This is a genomic window from Kribbella sp. ALI-6-A (assembly GCF_001984195.1).
Lineage (GTDB): Bacteria > Actinomycetota > Actinomycetes > Propionibacteriales > Kribbellaceae > Kribbella.
Genome location: NZ_MTQN01000011.1, coordinates 623,647 through 640,864, shown reverse-complemented (window position 1 = coordinate 640,864; position 17,218 = coordinate 623,647). Strand labels below are relative to the sequence as shown.

At 68.8% G+C, this 17,218-nt stretch carries 15 protein-coding genes and 1 tRNA gene; 13 read left to right on the top strand and 3 right to left on the bottom strand.

Annotated features, from left to right (window positions below; genetic code table 11):
- Positions 1-9 precede the first annotated feature (9 nt).
- The 10 genes from BWI15_RS23540 to BWI15_RS23495 all read left to right on the top strand — a co-directional run bounded on the left by BWI15_RS23540 (position 10) and on the right by BWI15_RS23495 (position 11,178).
- A complete protein-coding gene (locus tag BWI15_RS23540; protein WP_077017228.1) occupies positions 10-1,560 on the top strand; it encodes a metallophosphoesterase family protein in 1,551 nt (516 codons plus the stop codon).
- Between the two features lie 110 nt (positions 1,561-1,670).
- Positions 1,671-3,113: a pyruvate kinase gene (gene pyk, locus BWI15_RS23535; RefSeq protein WP_077016626.1), complete on the top strand. Its 1,443-nt coding sequence runs from the start codon at positions 1,671-1,673 to the stop codon at positions 3,111-3,113.
- Positions 3,114-3,281: 168 nt separating this feature from the next.
- A tRNA-Leu gene (locus BWI15_RS23530) sits at positions 3,282-3,364 on the top strand.
- A 31-nt stretch (positions 3,365-3,395) separates the two neighbouring features.
- Entirely contained in the window at positions 3,396-4,178 is a 783-nt protein-coding gene (locus tag BWI15_RS23525) for a transcriptional regulator (RefSeq protein ID WP_077016625.1), read from the top strand.
- A 13-nt stretch (positions 4,179-4,191) separates the two neighbouring features.
- Positions 4,192-4,779 (top strand): ANTAR domain-containing response regulator, encoded by a 588-nt coding sequence (locus BWI15_RS23520; protein WP_077016624.1) that lies wholly within the window; start codon positions 4,192-4,194, stop codon positions 4,777-4,779.
- 413 nt (positions 4,780-5,192) lie between these two features.
- Complete coding sequence (locus BWI15_RS23515; protein WP_237771425.1) at positions 5,193-6,434, top strand: branched-chain amino acid ABC transporter substrate-binding protein; 1,242 nt, start codon at positions 5,193-5,195, stop codon at positions 6,432-6,434.
- 82 nt (positions 6,435-6,516) lie between these two features.
- Entirely contained in the window at positions 6,517-7,833 is a 1,317-nt protein-coding gene (locus BWI15_RS23510; RefSeq protein ID WP_083750956.1) for a branched-chain amino acid ABC transporter permease, read from the top strand.
- Positions 7,830-9,518 carry a branched-chain amino acid ABC transporter permease gene (locus tag BWI15_RS23505; RefSeq protein WP_077016622.1) on the top strand — a complete coding sequence of 563 codons (1,689 nt, stop codon included), beginning with the start codon at positions 7,830-7,832 and terminating at the stop codon, positions 9,516-9,518. The genes BWI15_RS23510 and BWI15_RS23505 overlap by 4 nt, the downstream gene beginning before the upstream one ends.
- Positions 9,515-10,465, top strand: a complete 951-nt coding sequence (locus tag BWI15_RS23500; protein WP_077016621.1) for an ABC transporter ATP-binding protein — start codon at positions 9,515-9,517, stop codon at positions 10,463-10,465. The genes BWI15_RS23505 and BWI15_RS23500 overlap by 4 nt, the downstream gene beginning before the upstream one ends.
- The gene (locus BWI15_RS23495) at positions 10,462-11,178 is read left to right on the top strand and encodes an ABC transporter ATP-binding protein (protein ID WP_077016620.1); all 717 of its coding nucleotides are present in this window, start codon (positions 10,462-10,464) and stop codon (positions 11,176-11,178) included. Before BWI15_RS23500 ends, BWI15_RS23495 begins: the two co-directional genes overlap by 4 nt.
- Before the next feature lie 69 nt (positions 11,179-11,247).
- On the opposite strand, the gene BWI15_RS23490 is transcribed toward BWI15_RS23495, so the two are convergent.
- Positions 11,248-11,988 carry a DUF554 domain-containing protein gene (locus BWI15_RS23490; RefSeq protein WP_077016619.1) on the bottom strand — a complete coding sequence of 247 codons (741 nt, stop codon included), beginning with the start codon at positions 11,986-11,988 and terminating at the stop codon, positions 11,248-11,250.
- Between the two features lie 160 nt (positions 11,989-12,148).
- On the opposite strand from BWI15_RS23490, the gene BWI15_RS23485 reads away from it, so the two are divergent.
- Positions 12,149-12,772, top strand: a complete 624-nt coding sequence (locus BWI15_RS23485) for a GNAT family N-acetyltransferase (protein WP_077016618.1) — start codon at positions 12,149-12,151, stop codon at positions 12,770-12,772.
- On the opposite strand, the gene BWI15_RS23480 is transcribed toward BWI15_RS23485, so the two are convergent.
- A complete protein-coding gene (locus BWI15_RS23480) occupies positions 12,735-13,124 on the bottom strand; it encodes a hotdog fold thioesterase (RefSeq protein ID WP_083751030.1) in 390 nt (129 codons plus the stop codon). The genes BWI15_RS23485 and BWI15_RS23480 overlap by 38 nt on opposite strands.
- A 105-nt stretch (positions 13,125-13,229) precedes the next feature.
- On the opposite strand from BWI15_RS23480, the gene polA reads away from it, so the two are divergent.
- Together polA and BWI15_RS23470 are read left to right on the top strand one after the other, a co-directional pair.
- Entirely contained in the window at positions 13,230-15,959 is a 2,730-nt protein-coding gene (polA, locus tag BWI15_RS23475; RefSeq protein ID WP_237771424.1) for a DNA polymerase I, read from the top strand.
- 269 nt (positions 15,960-16,228) lie between these two features.
- The gene (locus BWI15_RS23470) at positions 16,229-16,648 is read left to right on the top strand and encodes a hypothetical protein (protein WP_077016615.1); all 420 of its coding nucleotides are present in this window, start codon (positions 16,229-16,231) and stop codon (positions 16,646-16,648) included.
- Here the strand turns inward: BWI15_RS23470 and BWI15_RS23465 are convergent.
- Positions 16,638-17,111, bottom strand: a complete 474-nt coding sequence (locus BWI15_RS23465; protein ID WP_077016614.1) for an NUDIX hydrolase — start codon at positions 17,109-17,111, stop codon at positions 16,638-16,640. The two genes, BWI15_RS23470 and BWI15_RS23465, sit on opposite strands and share 11 nt — an antisense overlap.
- Positions 17,112-17,218: the final 107 nt, after the last annotated feature.

Genomic DNA, 17,218 nt, shown 5'->3' with positions numbered 1-17,218 from the left:
TTGGTGGTCGTGCCTCGACGACTGATCACCCGTGCGCGGCTGCGCCGGGCGGCGCCGTGGGCCGCGTTGGTGGCGCTGTGGTTCGTGGTCTCGCTCGTCGTCGGTCTGCTGGGGTTCGCCAACGACTCCGAGCGGGTCACCGTCGGCGCGCACACCGCCCAGGTCTCGCCGACCTTCGACTCGCACGCGACCATCGACCTCGGCGCGATCCTGCCCAGGCTGCGGCTGGACATGAACCTGCCGCTCGGCCTCGGCGTCAACCTCGACGTCCAGGAGACCGACGCCGCCAATCTGAACGACCTGCTCACCCGGGACGCGTTGATCGCCTCCCAGCCCGACGGTGAGATCGCGCGGATCCGCGAGGTCGTACAGCAGATGGCGGTCGACAACGCGGTCGCCGGGGCCGGGTCGGGGCTGCTGGTCGCGGTCCTCGTCGCGACGCTGTGGGCGATGGTCGGTCCGCGCCGGCGGCGGGAGCTGTTCGCCTTGGTGCACCGGGGGGAACGACGGGTGCAGCACCGGGCGATCGTCGTACTGGTGGCGCTGCTGGTGACCGTCGCGTCGGTGATCGGGCCCGGGCAGATGCGACAGGCCCAGGCGCCGCCGACGCAGTGGCGACCGCTCGGGGACCTGCTGCCGGAGGTGTCGTTCGACGACCGGCTGAAGACCGTCGAGGTGGCCTCCGGGTTCTCCACCGACGGGGGAGTCGGGGTGATCCGGACGGCGTTCGAGACGTACGAACGGTCCACCGAGTTCTACGGGCAGCTGCGCGACCGGGTCAGCCGGGTCGGCGGGCGGATCCGGGCCGCCGGTGAGGGCGAGACCGTCGCGCTGCTGGTCTCGGACCGGCACGACAACATCGGGATGGACCCGTTCGCCGCCGAGGTGGCGAAGGTGGCCGGCGCGAAGATCCTGATCGACGCCGGGGACGACACCTCGTCGGGGCAGTCCTGGGAGGCGTTCAGCATCAACTCGCTGGCCCAGCACTTCAGGGACCTGAAGGTGGTCGCGGTGGCCGGCAACCACGACTCCGGCGGCTTCGTCGAAGAGACGATGCGCCGCAACAAGTTCACCGTGCTGGACAGCGAGCCGGTCGAGGTCGAGGGGATCCGCTTCCTCGGCGACAGCGACCCGACCCGGACCGGGCTCGGCAGCGCCGACACGCCGGGCGACGAGACCACCGCCGAGCAGTCCGCGCGGCTGGCCGGCGTCGCCTGCGCCCAGGCCGAGGACGAGCCGATCTCGACGATGGTGGTGCACGACCCCTCGTCGTACCAGGAGACCGCTGCGCGCGGCTGCGCGTCGCTGCTGGTCTCGGGACACCTGCACCGGCAGGTCGGGCCGGAGACGAAGACCGTCGGCGGGCGCTCGGTCACGACGTACACGAACGGGACGACCGGGGGAGCGGCGTACGCGTTCGCGCTGGGGTACACGCTGCGCCGGCCGGGGCAGGTCACGCTGATCACGTACGCCGAGGGCCAGCCGCGGGGTCTGCAGACCGTCACCGCCGAACTCACCGGCGAGGTCACCGTGGGGGCCTACCGGCCCTTGCCGGCCTGACGAATCGCTGCCCCGGAAGCGGGTTTTCCCGCTCGTCACGCGATGTTGACCGTCCAGTAACGGGGGCGGACCAGCGAGCCAGTGGTCTTGTAGGAGTAGGGTTTTGTGACGTGCGTCGCGCAAAGATCGTTTGTACGCTCGGCCCGGCTACGGCCGCCCCGGAGCGCATCCTGGAACTCGTCCAAGCAGGTATGGACGTCGCTCGGCTGAACCTCAGCCACGGCGCCCACGCCGAGCACGAGCGCATCTACCACCGGATTCGCGCTGCAGCGGAGGAGACCGGCAAGAACGTCGGCATCCTCGTCGACCTGCAGGGCCCCAAGATCCGGCTGGCGGAGTTCGCCGAAGGCAAGGTCACCTTGACCTACGGCGAGCGCTTCACCATCACCACCCGTGAGGTCCCCGGTGACGTGACCATCTGCGGTACGACGTACGACGGGCTTCCCGGCGACGTCAAGCCCGGTGATCCGCTGCTCATCGACGACGGCCGCATCGCTCTGGTCGCCGAGGAGGTGACCGAGACCGACGTGATCTGCCGGGTCACCGTCGGCGGGCCGGTGTCGAACAACAAGGGCATCAACCTGCCCGGCGCCACGGTGAGCGTGCCGGCGATGTCGGAGAAGGACGTGGAGGACCTGCGCTGGGCCCTGCACCTGCCGGCCGACATGATCGCGATGTCGTTCGTGCAGCGGGCCTCCGACATCCAGATCGTGCACAAGATCATGGACGAGGAGGGCCACCGGGTTCCGATCGTCGCCAAGATCGAGAAGCCGCAGGCGGTCGCCAACCTCGACGAGATCATCGAGGCCTTCGACGGCTTCATGGTCGCCCGCGGTGACCTCGGAGTGGAACTCCCGCTGGAGGAGGTCCCGCTGGTCCAGAAGCTGATCATCGACCAGGCCCGGCTGAACGCGAAGCCGGTGATCGTCGCCACCCAGATGCTGGAGTCGATGATCTCCGCCCCGCGCCCGACCCGGGCCGAGGCCTCCGACGTCGCCAACGCGGTGCTCGACGGCGCCGACGCGGTGATGCTGTCCGGCGAGACCAGCGTCGGCCGCTTCCCGATCGAGACGGTCCGCACCATGGCCCGGATCGTCGCCTCCACCGAGCAGCACGGCCTCGGCCGGGTCGCGGAGATCGACTGGGAGCCCCGGACCAAGGGCGGCGTGATCGCCAAGGCCGCCGCAGACGTGGCGGACGCGCTGGAGGCGAAGTATCTGGTCGCCTTCACCCAGTCCGGCGACACCGCGCTCCGCCTGGCCCGCTACCGCACCGAGATCCCGGTACTGGCCTTCACCCCCGTCCCGTCGGTCAGCGCCTGGCTGAGCGTCGTCTGGGGCATCGAGACCCACATCGTGCCCACCGTCGACCACACCGACGACATGGTCCGCCAGGTCGACCAGCGCCTGCTCGAACTCGGCAAGCTGGAAAAGGGCGACATGGTCGTCATCGTCGCCGGTTCCCCGCCGAGCATCCCGGGCTCCACGAACGCCCTGCGCGTCCACCGCATGGGCGACGCGATCTCGGGCGTGGCGCCGGCGTACCGGGAGTAGTCAGCAACAGAGCACGCAAAGAGAGTTTGAGTCTGTGGTGACTGCGGCCGGTCGGGTGACCGGCCGCAGTGGTTGAAGCAACTTGCCGGGCGGGTGAGTCGTCGGACCCGACCGGCGGGTGATGCTCGTCCTGGCCGGACTCTCGGTTAGAGTTTGTCCCGCAACCTCGCCGGGTTGGTGGAATGGCAGACACGACGGACTCAAAATCCGTTGCTCGCAAGGGCGTGTGGGTTCGAATCCCACACCCGGCACAAATGTCGGTGCTGTGCGTCAGCATGAGACATGGTTCACTTTCGGTCGCAGGAGACGGTGGACTCCGCCCTGCGGATGTCTGACGCGGGGGTCGTCGACCGGGTCAACGCTGAGATCCACGGCGTGGCGATCAAAACCATTCGGCGGTGGCGCAGGCAGTACCAGCGGCGTGGACTGCCGCGGGGGCAGGGGTTCCGGCCGACGCCGTGTCCGCGGTGTGACGGGGCGGAGCTGGACGAGGCGGCGTACGCGTTGCTGCTGGGGTGGTACCTGGGGGACGGGCACATCGTGGCGGCCCGGCGTGGGGTCTACACGTTGCAGATCTCCAACGACCAGAAGTACCCGGTGCTGAACCAGGAGATCGCGGCAACGATCCGGCGGGTCAAGCCGACTGCCAGTCCCTGTCTGCGGGGTGGGTCGACGGCGGTGCGGATCGAGGCGCGGTGGAAGCACTGGCCGTGCGTGTTTCCGCAGCACGGGCCGGGGCGCAAGCATCTGCGGCGGATCGCGCTGGTCGACTGGCAGCACGAGATCGTTCGAGCCGAGCCTGAGCTGTTGCTGCGGGGGCTCTTCCACTCCGACGGGTCCCGGTTCGTCAACTGGGCGACCAAACCGGCCCCGGGCGGCGGCCGGAAGCGCTACGAGTACATCCGCTACATGTTCTCGAACGAGTCGGCCGACATCCGTGGGATCCTGACCGACGCGCTCGATCAGCTCGCGATTCCTTGGCGGCAGCCGCGGGTGAACGTGGTCGCGGTGAGCCGGCGCGAGGGTGTTGTGGCGCTCGATGGGTTCGTCGGGCCGAAGAGCTGAGTGGCACCTGGATATGGTGTCCGGTGTGACTGCTAAGCGTGTGGTGATCGCTGAGGACGAGGCGCTGATCCGGATGGATCTGGCCGAGATGCTGGCTGAGGAGGGGTACGACGTCGTCGGGCAGGCCGGGGACGGCGAGGAGGCCATCCGGCTGGCGACGGAGCTTCGGCCTGATCTGGTGATTCTGGATGTGAAGATGCCGAAGCTGGACGGGCTCAGTGCGGCGGAGAAGATCGCGGGGGAGCGGATCGCGCCGGTGCTGATGCTGACAGCGTTCTCGCAGCGGGAGCTGGTCGAGCGGGCCCGGGACGCCGGAGCGATGGCGTACCTGGTGAAGCCGTTCTCCAAGACCGACCTGTTGCCGGCGATCGAGATCGCGGCCAGCCGGTACGTCGAGCTCGCGGAGCTGGAGCGGGAGGTCGCCGACCTGTCCGAGCGGCTGGAGACGCGCAAGCTGGTGGACCGGGCCAAGTCGGTGCTGCAGACGAAGTTCGGGCTGTCGGAGCCGGACTCGTTCCGGTGGATCCAGAAGACCGCGATGGACAAGCGGGTCTCGATGCGGCAGGTCGCCGAGCTGGTCGTCGACGAGGCCGGCTCCTAGGCGAGGGCCCGCCTGGACCGCCCGCCGGACTCCCCGGGCGGCTCCGGCCCTGGGGGCGGTCGAAGACCCTCCGGGGCGACTTCATGCCATGTTTCCGGGCACCTCGCCACCCGTGCTGGCGTGGCGCGCACCCGCGCATCGTCCGAAGAATGAGACGGCCGTCACACAGCGTGGCGCCGGGCCGAAGGGCGCCCGCACGCATCGGTTCCCAATGTGGCTCTGCGTACGCCGTCTGCTCGCGGTGAGTAACGGCGCTCGGCAAAGCCAGTGGCGACCGATCAGGACGATGCTTACAGCGGTAACGACCTCACAACACACGCTGGGTCACGTTCGCCTTGACTGCTCGGCGGGGTCTAACCTGCGGGTGCTCGCGGCAATCGCGGGGGTCCGGGGATTGCTCGGACTATCCAGACATGGGAGGAACAGTGCACCAGCGTTCCGTAGTACGGGTCGGCGCGTCGCTGATCGTTGCGTCGTTGGCCCTGACTGCCTGCGGTTCACGCAGCGACGACAACGGTGGCGGGGGCTCCGGCGAAACGACCAAGACCGCCAAGATCGGCGTGATCGCGCCGCTTTCCGGTGACCTGTCGGCGCTTGGTCTGGGTATCCAGCACTCGGTCGAGCTGGCCGTGAAGCAGGCCAACGACTCCAACGCGATCCCGGGCTGGAAGCTCGAGGTCTCGGCGCAGGACGACGAGGCCAAGCCGGACGTCGGCAAGAACGCGGCCACCGCGCTCGCCTCCGACGCCGACGTGATCGGTGTCGTCGGCACCCTGAACACGAGCACCAGCCAGCAGGTCCAGCCGGTGCTCGCGCCGAAGAACATCGTCCAGGTCTCGCCGGCCAACACCGGCCCGGGCCTGACCCAGGGCGCCGACTGGCAGAAGAGCCCCAAGCGTCCTTACCCGACGTACTTCCGCACCTGCACCACGGACGCGGTCCAGGGTCCGTTCGCGGCGCGGTACCTGTACGAGACGGCCAAGATCACCAAGGTCGCCACGATTCACGACAAGAAGGCGTACGGCCAGGGCCTGGTCGGCACCTTCACCGAGGAGTTCAAGAAGCTGGGCGGTACGGTCGTCGCGGCCGAGACCATCAACCCGGACGACTCGAACTACCAGGCGGTCGTCTCGGCGGTCAAGCCGGCCGCACCGCAGGCCGTGTACTACGGCGGCGAGTACCCGCAGGCAGGTCCGCTGTCGCAGCAGATGAAGGCCGCCGGCCTGAACGTGCCGCTGATGGGCGGCGACGGCATCTACGACCCGAAGTACATCCAGCTGGGTGGTAAGACCGCCGCCGGCGACCTGGCCACCTCGGTCGGCGCCCCGGTCGACACCCTGCCCTCGGCCAAGAAGTTCGTCGAGGACTACAACGCGGCCGGCTTCAAGGAGCCCTACGCGGCCTACGGCGGGTACTCCTACGATGCCGCGAACGCGATCATCAACGCGCTCAAGGTCTCGCTGAAGGACGCCGACAGCGTCGAGACGGCTCGCCCGAAGACGGTCGAGGAGCTCGGCAAGGTCTCCTTCGACGGCGTCACCGGCAAGGTCGCCTTCGACCAGTACGGCGACACCACCTCCAAGGTGCTGACCGTCTACAAGGTCGACGGCACCAAGTGGTCGACCGTGGAGACCAAGGACTTCGAAACCAAGTAGTCGACCTCGTGACCCGGGGGTGGGACGTCACGCCGTCCCACCCCCGTGGCATGTCGAAAACTGAGGCAGTTGGGAGGTCGACGTGGACCAGTTCTTTCAGCAGCTCGTGAACGGGCTGACTCTCGGATCGCTGTACGCGCTGATCGCGGTCGGGTACACCGTCGTCTACGGCATCGTGCAGCTCATCAACTTCGCCCACGGCGAGGTCTTCATGATCGGTGCGTTCGGCGCACTGACGACGTACTTGTTGTTCTTCGACGGCCAGACCGGCATCTGGATTCTGCCGCTGATGATCATCGGCGCGATGATCGCGTCGGTCGGAACCGCCGTGCTGATGGAACGTGTCGCGTACCGTCCCCTGCGGAACGCGCCACGGCTCGCGCCGCTGATCACCGCGATCGGCATCTCGGTCTTTCTGCAGGAGTTCATCCGGATCTTCTACGAACGTCCGAACTGGACCGTGCCGGTGATGGCCGCGCTGGCGCTCGGCCTGGCCTACCTGGTCGGCGCCGGTCTGACCACGGTGCCGCTGAACCACCCGATCACCAAGTGGCGCGACCGGGCGCCGCTGCTCACCGCCGGCGCTGTCGCGCTGGTGGTCTGGATCATCGCCCGGCTGGCCGTTCGGGACCTGTCGATCCTGGTGTCGCTGGGCGTGGTGGTCGGGGGCACCGTGCTCGGTACCGCGATCGGTTTCCTGGTGGCCCGGTTCACCGGCGGCGCAGGACGCGCCCATGAGCTGGTCAAGGCGCTGGCCGCGATCACGGTGGTGACGACGGTGCTGCTGGAGATCTCGTGGCTCGTCTACCGTCGACTGCTCGCCACGATCGAGTGGCCGAGCGCGAAGCAGCGCATCCCGTTCCCGCAGCTCGACGTGGTCAGTGGGCAGGCGCTCCAGATCGGCGGCGTCACCATCCAGCGCTCGGCGATCTTCACGATCGTCGCGCTGGTGGTGTGCTCGGCCCTGCTGTGGTACTTCATCAACCGGACCCGGCTCGGCCGCGGCATGCAGGCCGTGGCGCAGGATCGCGACACCGCCCGGTTGATGGGCATCAACGTCGACCGGATCATCGTGGTCGCGTTCGCGCTCGGTGCGGCACTGGCCGCGGTGGCCGGTATCTCGCAGGGCATGCAGAACAACAACATCGAGTTCCGGATGGGCTTCCTGGCCGGCCTGAAGGCGTTCACCGCCGCGGTGCTGGGCGGTATCGGCAACATCCAGGGCGCCATCGTCGGCGGCCTGGTGCTGGGGATCGTGGAGGCGCTCGCCACGCAGTACATCCCGGGTCAGTTCGGTGGTAGTTCCTGGAAGGACGTCTGGGCGTTCGCAATCCTGATCCTGGTCCTGGTCTTCCGGCCGCAGGGTCTTCTCGGAGCGAGGGTGGTGGACCGCGCATGAGCGGCGATCTGACAACGCGCACCTCCGGCGGCCACCCCGCGGCCTGGCCCCTCGGCCTGGCCGGTGTGGTGCTGGTGATCGCCGGATCGTTCCTGTCCTGGAGCTACGACAGTTCGATCCTCGGTGACCTGTCGATCAACTTCTATCCCGGCTCGCTGCAGATCCTCGCGATCATCCTCGCGGTGCTCGGCCTGGTGCTGCTGCTGATCGAGAAGGGCCCGCTGGAGAGCCGGCTCGGGCAGTGGCTCGACGCCACCTTGGGCCTGCGGGCGCTCGGCCTGATGCTGACGCTGTACATGGCGCTGGTCCTGATCGCGATCTCGGTCGAGTCCGACGGACTGATCAACGTCAACCCGGGCGGCTATGTCAGCCTGGTCGGTGCCGTCCTGCTCCTGGTGGGCTCGCGGCTGTTGCCCTTGCGGCAGTTGCGTGACCTCGGCCAGGCCCGGCTGCCCGGGTGGTTCGAGATCCTCACCATCGCGCTGATGATGGCGGCGATCCTGTTCGCCGCGGCCTTCGCGCTGGGCCTGACCGAGGCCTGGGCGTTCGTGCTCTGCCTGGTCTTCATCACCGGCGTGATCACGGCGCTGTTCCGCACCGGCGTCATGAGCTGGTTCGGCCACGTCGCTCAGCGGCACAAGAAGGTACTCACGCTGGCGGCCTTCGTGGTGGCGTTCTTCTTCCCGTTCACCCAGGGCGGCTCCGACGCGAACATGTCGATCGCCACCCAGGTGCTGATCTTCGCGGCCACCGCGATGGGTCTGAACATCGTGGTCGGCCTGGCCGGTCTGCTCGACCTGGGCTACATCGCCTTCCTCGGCTCCGGCGCGTACGTCGCCGCGATGCTGTCGGAATCGGCGTTCGCGACGATCGACTGGCACCCGCCGTTCCCGGTCGTGGTGCTGATCGGCGCCTGCGTGGCGGCCACCCTGGGCCTCATCATCGGGTCGCCGACGCTGCGGGTCTCGGGTGACTACCTGGCCATCGTGACGCTGGGCTTCGGTGAGATCTTCCGGTTGGCGATGTTCAACCTGGACGGCACCAACGGTCCGCTGCTGACCAACGGCCCGAACGGCATCCCCGGTATCCCGGAACTGCAGATCGGCAACTTCAACTTCGGCGACGAGCACACGGTCGCCGGACTCGAGCTCGGCCGCTTCTCGAACTACTACTTCCTGCTGTTGCTGCTGATCGGCTTCGTGATCCTGGTCTTCGCCCGGCTGAACGACAGCCGGATCGGGCGCGGCTGGGTCGCCATCCGCGAGGACGAGAAGGCCGCTGAGGCGATGGGGGTGAACGTCTTCGGCCTGAAGTTGCTGGCGTTCGCCGTCGGTGCGTTCCTGGCCGGCGTGGCCGGCACCATCAAGGCACACCAGGACGTCGCGGTCAGCCCGGACCAGTACATCTTCCTGGAGTCGGCGTTCCTGCTGGCCGCGGTCGTGCTCGGCGGTATGGGCACGATCGCCGGCGTGCTGCTCGGCGCCACGATCCTGAAGTTGCTGCCGGAGAAGCTGCGGTTCTTCTCCGAGTACCGGTTGTTGCTGTTCGGTCTGCTGCTGGTGCTGATGATGCGGTTCCGGCCCGAGGGCCTGGTGGCCAGCAGGCGCCGGCAGCTGGAGTTCCACGAAGAAGACGAGCAGCTCGCAGTGGCCGTCGAGAGCAAACTGGCCGAGGAGGCGAAATGACCGTCACGAACGAAGTACGCCGGCCGGCGTCGGCCATCGGCGAGCCCGTTCTGGAGGCCTCCGGCGTGACCATGCGGTTCGGTGGTCTGCTGGCGGTCAACAATGTGAACCTGACCGTCCGCGAGGGCGAGATCGTCGGCCTGATCGGCCCGAACGGCGCCGGTAAGACGACCTTCTTCAACTGCCTGACCGGGTTGTACAAGCCGACCAGCGGTCAGGTCCGGTTCGCCAGCGTCCCGAAGGCCGCGAAGAAGCCGGCGTCCGCCGGTGCGGTCGAGCCGAACCAGCCGACCGGAGCGTTGCAGCCGCTGCCGCCCAAGCCGCGGGCCGTCGTCCGGGCCGGGATGGCGCGGACGTTCCAGAACATCCGGCTGTTCGCGAACATGACGGCGCTCGAGAACGTGATGGTGGGCCGGTACTGCCGGACCACCGCGGGCCCGGTGACCTCGGTCCTGCGCGGGCCCAAGTTCCGCCGCGAGGAGGCCGAGACCCGCGCAAGGGCCCAGGAGTTGCTGGAGTTCGTCGGGCTCGGCCGATCGGCCGAGCACCTGGCCCGCAACATGCCGTACGGCGACCAGCGGCGGCTCGAGATCGCCCGGGCGCTGGCCACCGACCCCAAGGTCGTCCTGCTGGACGAGCCGACGGCCGGAATGAACCCGCAGGAGACCCGGCAGGCCAGTGACCTGATCTTCAAGATCCGGGACTCGGGTCTGTCGGTGGTGGTGATCGAGCACGACATGCGCTTCATCTTCAACCTGTGCGACCGGGTGCTGTGCCTGGTGCGCGGTGAGGCGCTGGTCGAGGGCACCCCGGGTGAGGTGCAGTCCGACCCGCGGGTGGTCGAGGCCTACATCGGGACCGGCGAGGACGACGATGACGACGAGGCCGGCCCCGGCGGCGCCCACGTCCAGGACACCACGGTCGCCGAGCAGGAGGGCAAGTCATGACCGCGATGCTCGAGGTCAGGGACCTGGAGGTTGCCTACGGCAAGATCGTTGCCGTGAAGGGGATCAGCTTCTCGGTCGAACAGGGACAGGTCGTCACGCTGATCGGTACCAACGGTGCCGGCAAGACGACGACGCTGCGGACCATCTCGGGTCTGCTCCGGCCGACCCGCGGTGAGATCCTGTTCCAGGGTCAGCGGATCGATCAGGTACCGGCGCACGACATCGTCACGATGGGCCTGGCGCACTCGCCCGAGGGGCGGCGGATCTTCCCCCGCCTGTCGGTCGAGGAGAACCTGCTGCTCGGTGCGTTCACCCGCAACGACCAGCCGGCCATCCGCAAGGACCTGGACGCGGCGTACGAGCTGTTCCCGATCCTGGGGGAGCGGCGCAAGCAGCCGGCCGGGACGTTCTCCGGCGGTGAGCAGCAGATGCTCGCGATGGGCCGGGCGATGATGAGCCGGCCCAAGCTGCTGATGCTCGACGAGCCGTCGATGGGGCTGTCGCCGATCATGATGAAGCGGATCATGACGACGGTCACCGAGCTGCAGCGCCAGGGCACCACGATCCTGCTGGTCGAGCAGAACGCCCAGGCGGCGCTGAAGCGCGCCGACTTCGGCTACGTGCTCGAGGTCGGCAAGATCGTTGTCAAGGGCACCGGCCGCGAGTTGCTGGTCAACGACGACGTACGCAAGGCGTACCTCGGCGAGGACTGACCGGCCGGACGGCGACGAAGAGCTCCGGTTCCGCTCGCGGGACCGGAGCTCTTTGCTGTCCGCAACAGATCAGTTGCGGACGACAACCAGGAGCTGGACCAGCAGCGGGGCGACGATCAGCGCGGGCAGCAGGTCGGCGACCGCGACCTGCTTGATCTTCAGCAACCGCAGCGCGACGCCGATCAGCAGCAGGCCTCCGGTGGCGCCCAGGGCGGTGACGTGGGCTTCGGGCAGGACGTCGCCGAGCAGCGCGCCGACGGCGGTCATCAGGCCCTGGACGACCAGTACGACCAGGGCGGACGCCGCGACGCCCCACCCGAGGGACGCGGCGAAGGCGATGGAGGCGAAGCCGTCGAGGACCGCCTTCAGGAACAGTTGGTCGGCGCCTCGGCCCAAGCCGTCGGACAGCGCGCCGAGAAAGGTGAGCGGGCCGACGCAGAACACCATCGACGCGGTGACGAAGCCCTCGACGAACGTGCTCTCGCTGTCGCCGCGGCTGAAGCGGTGCTGCAGCCAACTCCCGAAGCCCTCCAGGCGCTGCTCGATCTTCAGCAGCGACCCGGCGATGCCGCCGACGAGCATCGCGCCGAGCACGATCAGCACCGGCGCGCTGTCGCCGACGGCGTCGCTGAGCGCGGCGTCACCGACGGTGAGTGCGGAGGTGATCGCGATCAGCAGCGTGACCAGGCCGAGCGCGTCGGTGACGAGGTCCCTGGTCCGGCCGGGCAGACGGTGACCGATCAGGACGCCGAGGACCGAGCCGACGAGAACCGTCGCGACGTTCACGACGGTACCGATTCCGATGAACAAGCGTGCTCTCCGATCGCCGGCCGTGACGGCCGGTGGGGGGACTGCCTCATGGCGGCGCGCGTCGCTTTGCAACGGCCCGCCGAAGCCCTACTGTTGCGCGGGGACGAGCGTATCCGCCGGTCCCGTTCACCTCGGGGGTGGATCAGACCAGGAGGCCGACGTGGCTGCTGCCATCGAGGTGCGCGACGCACGCCCCGACGATGCCGCCGGCCTGATGACGCTGTGGGGTGAGATGTCGATCGGCGCCGGGCACCAGCGGGTGCTGGCGGCGCCTACGCCGGAGTCGGTCCGGGCCTCCATCGAGCGGCTCGGCAACGACCCGGCGGGCCGGCTGCTGGTCGGCGAGCTGGACGGACACCTCAGCGGCATGGTGTACCTGCGCCGTACGCCGATCAGCCCGTGGCACGCCGAGGACACGATGACGGTGGAGTACCTGCACGTCACCGACCGCGCCCGGCGGCACGGCCTGGGCAAGGCGCTGATCGCCGAGGCCGCAGCGTGGGCCGAGCACGAGAACTGCCCGTACCTGGGCGTCGTCGCCCCGGCGGTGGCCCGCGAGGCGAACCGATTCCTGGCTCGGCTCGGACTCAGCCAGGCCGCCGTCCTGCGGTTCGCCGCGACGCACACCGTCCGCCGCCGGCTCGCGGCCGAGCACGCGCCCAACCTGCTGGCGATGCTGTCGTCCCGCCGCTCGGTGATCGCCCGCCGGGCTCAGCTCGGCCGGCACCCCGGCGAGACCGCCGACCTCAGCTCCCCGGCGGAACCTGAATCAGCTGGCAGGTGATCCGGGCGGTGCAGACCCGCTTGTCCCGCTCGTCGGTCACCACGATCTCGTACGACGTGGTGGTCCGCCCCAGGTAGACCGGCGTGGCGACGCCGGTGACGACGCCTTCCCGGACGGCCCGGTGGTGGGTCGCGTTGATGTCCACCCCGACGGCGACCTTGCCGTACTGCGCCGCGTGCATGGCCGACCCGATCGAGCCCAGGCTCTCGGCGAGCACGCAGGACGCGCCGCCGTGCAGCAGTCCGTACGGCTGGGTGTTGCCCTTCACGGGCATGGTCGCGACGACCCGCTCGGGTGACGCCTGTGTGACGACGATGCCCATCGCGCTGAGTAGCGTGCCGTCGATGTTCATGTCCGGGGGCAGCGCCGTACCTTCGTTGCTCTGATCGCTCACACCGCGCAGACTACCTTCGCCGGTCGTGACAGAACTGTCGGCGCCAACCACTAGAGTCTCTGTGTGGCTCCAGAAACCGACACCTCGACGACGACCAAGGACCCCGTCGTGGGCGACTCGCCCCGGCCGCGGATCCTGCTGCTGGACGGGCACTCGCTCGCGTACCGGGCGTTCTTCGCGCTGCCGGTGGAGAACTTCTCCACCACCACAGGTCAGCACACCAACGCGGTGTACGGGTTCACCTCGATGCTGATCAACATGCTGCGCGACGAGCAGCCGACGCACATCTGCGTCGCGTTCGACGTGTCCCGCAAGACCTTCCGCTCCGAGCAGTACACCGAGTACAAGGCCGGCCGGTCGAAGTCGCCGGACGAGTTCAAGGGACAGGTCTCGCTGGTCAAGGAGGTGCTGGAGGCGCTGCGCGTCCCGACCACCGAGATCGACGGCTGGGAGGCCGACGACGTCATCGCGACGCTGGCCACCCAGGCCGACGAGCAGGGCTTCGAGGTGCTGATCAGCTCCGGGGACCGCGACGCCTTCCAGCTGATCAACGACAACATCACCGTGCTGTACCCCAAGCGCGGTGTGTCCGAGATCGCCCGGATGGACCCGGCCGCGGTCGAAGAGAAGTACGGCATCCCCCCGCGGCTGTATCCCGACCTGGCCGCGCTGGTCGGCGAGAAGAGCGACAACCTGCCCGGCGTACCGGGCGTGGGCGCCAAGACCGCCGCGAAGTGGCTGAACCAGTTCGGTTCGCTGAACGACCTGATCGACCGGGTGAACGAGATCAAGGGCAAGGCCGGTGAGTCGCTGCGCGAGCACCTGTCCGACGTGATCCGCAACCGGCAGATCAACGAGCTGGTCCGTGACCTGACGCTGGACGTCTCGGTCGACGACCTGGTCCGGCACCCGTGGGACCGCGAGAAGGTGCACACGCTGTTCGACAGCCTGGAGTTCCGGGTGCTGCGCGAGCGGCTGGTCGCCGAGCACGAGCAGGTCGAGGAGACGATCGAGGACGGCTTCGACCTCGAGGGCACGCAGCTGAAGCCGGGCGAGGTCGCGGCCTGGATCAAGGAGCACGTGTCGACCGGTGCGCGCACCGGCGTCGCGGTCCAGGGCAGCTGGGGCCGGGGGACCGGTGAGATCACCGGGCTCGCGCTGGCGACCGCGACGGGTGCCGCGGCCTGGTTCGACCCCGCGGCCCTGACGCCGGACGACGACGCGGCCTGGCAGGCGTGGCTGGCCGACCCCGACCAGCCCAAGGCGCTGCACGACGCGAAGGGGCCGCTGCTCGGGTTCCTCGAGCGCGGCTGGACGCTGGGCGGGCTGACGTCCGACACCCAGCTGAGCGCGTACCTGGCGCGTCCGGACCAGCGGTCCTACGACCTGTCCGACCTGACCGTGCGGTACCTCAAGCGCGAGCTGCGCGCCGAGGAGGCCGACAACGGGCAGCTCAGCTTCGACGACGTCGAGGGCGGTCCGGCCGCCGACGCGACGATGCTGCGCGCCCGGGCGATCGCCGACCTGGCCGACACGCTCGACGCCGAGCTGGACAAGCAGGCCGGCACGCGGTTGCTGGCCGACGTCGAGCTGCCGCTGATCGACGTGATCGCCGCGATGGAGCGCGACGGCATCGCGGTCGACCGGCCGTACCTGGAGCAGCTCGAGGAACGGTTCGCCACCGGCGTGCGCGACGCCGCCGCCTCGGCGTACGAGGTGATCGGCAAGGAGATCAACCTGGGGTCGCCGAAGCAGCTGCAGGTGGTGCTGTTCGACGAGCTGCAGATGCCGAAGACCAAGCGCACCAAAACCGGGTACACGACCGACGCCGACTCGCTGCAGTCGCTGTTCGAGAAGACCGAGCACCCTTTCCTGGCCTATCTGCTGGCGCATCGCGACGCGACCCGGCTGCGGCAGACCGTCGAGGGGCTGCTGAAGACGATCAGCCCGCGCGACGCCCGGATCCACACCACGTTCAACCAGACGATCGCGGCGACCGGGCGGCTCAGCTCGACCGACCCGAACCTGCAGAACATCCCGATCCGGACCGAGGAGGGCCGGCGGATCCGCGAGGCGTTCGTGGTCGGCGAGGGCTACGAGGCGCTGATGTCGGCCGACTACAGCCAGATCGAGATGCGGATCATGGCGCACGTGTCGGAGGACGAGGGGCTGATCTCGGCGTTCAACTCCGGCGAGGACTTCCACTCGGTCACCGCCGCGCGGGTGTTCTCGGTCGAGGCCGGCGACGTCACGCAGGAGCAGCGCGCCAAGATCAAGGCGATGAACTACGGCCTGGCCTACGGCCTGTCGGCGTACGGGCTGAGCCAGCAGCTGAAGATCGGCGTGGACGAGGCCAAGGGCCTGATGGACGAGTACTTCGAGCGCTTCGGTGGCGTGCGCGACTACCTGCGCAGCATCGTGCTCGAGGCCGGCAAGAGCGGCTACACCGAGACCCTTCTCGGCCGCCGCCGCTACCTGCCCGACCTGACCAGCGACAATCGCCAGCGCCGCGAGATGGCCGAGCGGATGGCGTTGAACGCCCCGATCCAGGGCTCGGCCGCCGACGTGATCAAGATGGCGATGCTGAAGGTCGACGCCTCGCTGCGCGCCTCCGGCCTGAAGTCCCGGATGCTGCTCCAGGTCCACGACGAACTGGTCTTCGAGATCGCCCCCGGCGAACGCGAAGCGCTGGAGGAGCTGGTCCGCCGCGACATGGGCGCCGCCGTGGAAATGGCCGTGCCGCTGGACGTCTCGGTCGGCGTCGGCCGCACCTGGCACGAAGCCGCCCACTGACCGCACCAGACTGTCCGCAGGGGCTCCAGGCCCCTGCGGACGGGCGCGCTCGACAGCCTGTACAACCTGCCCGACGGTGTTGTGATCCGCCGGCGGCTGGCCGATCGGCTCGCCCACGAGCCCTCCGCGTCGGAGCGTTGGTTGCGCGGGCTTCAGCAGGCGCTTCGGCGGTAGCCGTCAGCTGGTGACGAGCAGCGGCGCCGGGGGGTCGGCGAGGGGAGTGGGCGTCCGATGTCACGTTCGGGGCGGTGGGCCGTGTCCTCCGGGGTATGACGAGATCTGTTCGAGTGGTGCTGCTGGGGTTGCTGGCGTTGTCCGGGCTGGGGGTCGGTGGCTGGGCCTACTTCGCCTCCGAGCACTGGTACCGGACGTTTCCCGGGTTCGGGCATCACTGGCTGCCGGTGCTCGGGCCCTACAACCAGCATCTGGTGAAGGACGTCGGCGCGATGTACCTCGGGCTGGCGGCGCTCACCGTCTTCGCGATCTGGAAGGCGGCGGACACCACCGTCGTCCGGCTGACGGCGACAGCCTGGACGGTCTTCAACGCACTGCACTTCGCCTATCACCTGCAGCACCTGCACATGTACTCCGGCAGTGACGTGCCGCTCAACGTCGTCGCGTTGAGCACGGTGCTGGTACTGGGCGCGGTGCTGGTCCTTCCCTTGAAGGACGAGCGCGTCAGGACGTGACGAGGAACGGCGCCGGATTGTCCGCGAGGGCGTCGGCGATGCAGACTTCATCGCGCGGGTGGAGTGCCGGGTGGTCGGCGAGGGGAAACCAGCCGACCTCGAGGGACTCGTCGTCGTTGACGCGCGGGGTGCCGCCGACCGGGTGGCAGCGGAAGCAGAGGTCGAGGTACTGGACCTGATCGCCGTTCGGGTACGTCGACGGCGGCAGCGACTCGACGCGGACCAGCCGGTCGACCACCGCGTGCACCGCGGTCTCCTCGTGGATCTCGCGGACGATCGCCACCGCGGGCTGCTCGCCTGGTTCGAGAATGCCGGCCGGGAGGCTCCAGCGGCCGTCGTCGGCGCGGCGGACGAGCAGGAGTTGCTCGTGCTCGTCCAGCACCACGGCGGTGATTCCAGGCATCCACAACAGATCGTGACCGATCTTCTCGCGCAGGGCGAGGATGAACTTCGGCGTCGTCATACCCCCGACCCTAGTCAGGTCCGGGTTACTTGACGCAAGAAAGCTGAAGCGGGCGACGCAAACAAAAGCGGTTCAGCGAAAGTCGCCGACAGTCAGCAGAGATCAGC

Coding starts and splice junctions, on each gene's coding strand:
- BWI15_RS23525 (WP_077016625.1), top strand. CDS start 3,396: ATGGTTCACTTTCGGTCGCAGGAGACGGTGGACTCCGCCCTGCGGATG.
- BWI15_RS23480 (WP_083751030.1), bottom strand. CDS start 13,124: ATGAACATCGACGGCACGCTACTCAGCGCGATGGGCATCGTCGTCACA.
- BWI15_RS23465 (WP_077016614.1), bottom strand. CDS start 17,111: ATGACGACGCCGAAGTTCATCCTCGCCCTGCGCGAGAAGATCGGTCAC.
- BWI15_RS23505 (WP_077016622.1), top strand. CDS start 7,830: ATGAGCGGCGATCTGACAACGCGCACCTCCGGCGGCCACCCCGCGGCC.
- BWI15_RS23500 (WP_077016621.1), top strand. CDS start 9,515: ATGACCGTCACGAACGAAGTACGCCGGCCGGCGTCGGCCATCGGCGAG.
- BWI15_RS23520 (WP_077016624.1), top strand. CDS start 4,192: ATGGTGTCCGGTGTGACTGCTAAGCGTGTGGTGATCGCTGAGGACGAG.
- BWI15_RS23470 (WP_077016615.1), top strand. CDS start 16,229: ATGACGAGATCTGTTCGAGTGGTGCTGCTGGGGTTGCTGGCGTTGTCC.
- BWI15_RS23515 (WP_237771425.1), top strand. CDS start 5,193: ATGGGAGGAACAGTGCACCAGCGTTCCGTAGTACGGGTCGGCGCGTCG.
- BWI15_RS23495 (WP_077016620.1), top strand. CDS start 10,462: ATGACCGCGATGCTCGAGGTCAGGGACCTGGAGGTTGCCTACGGCAAG.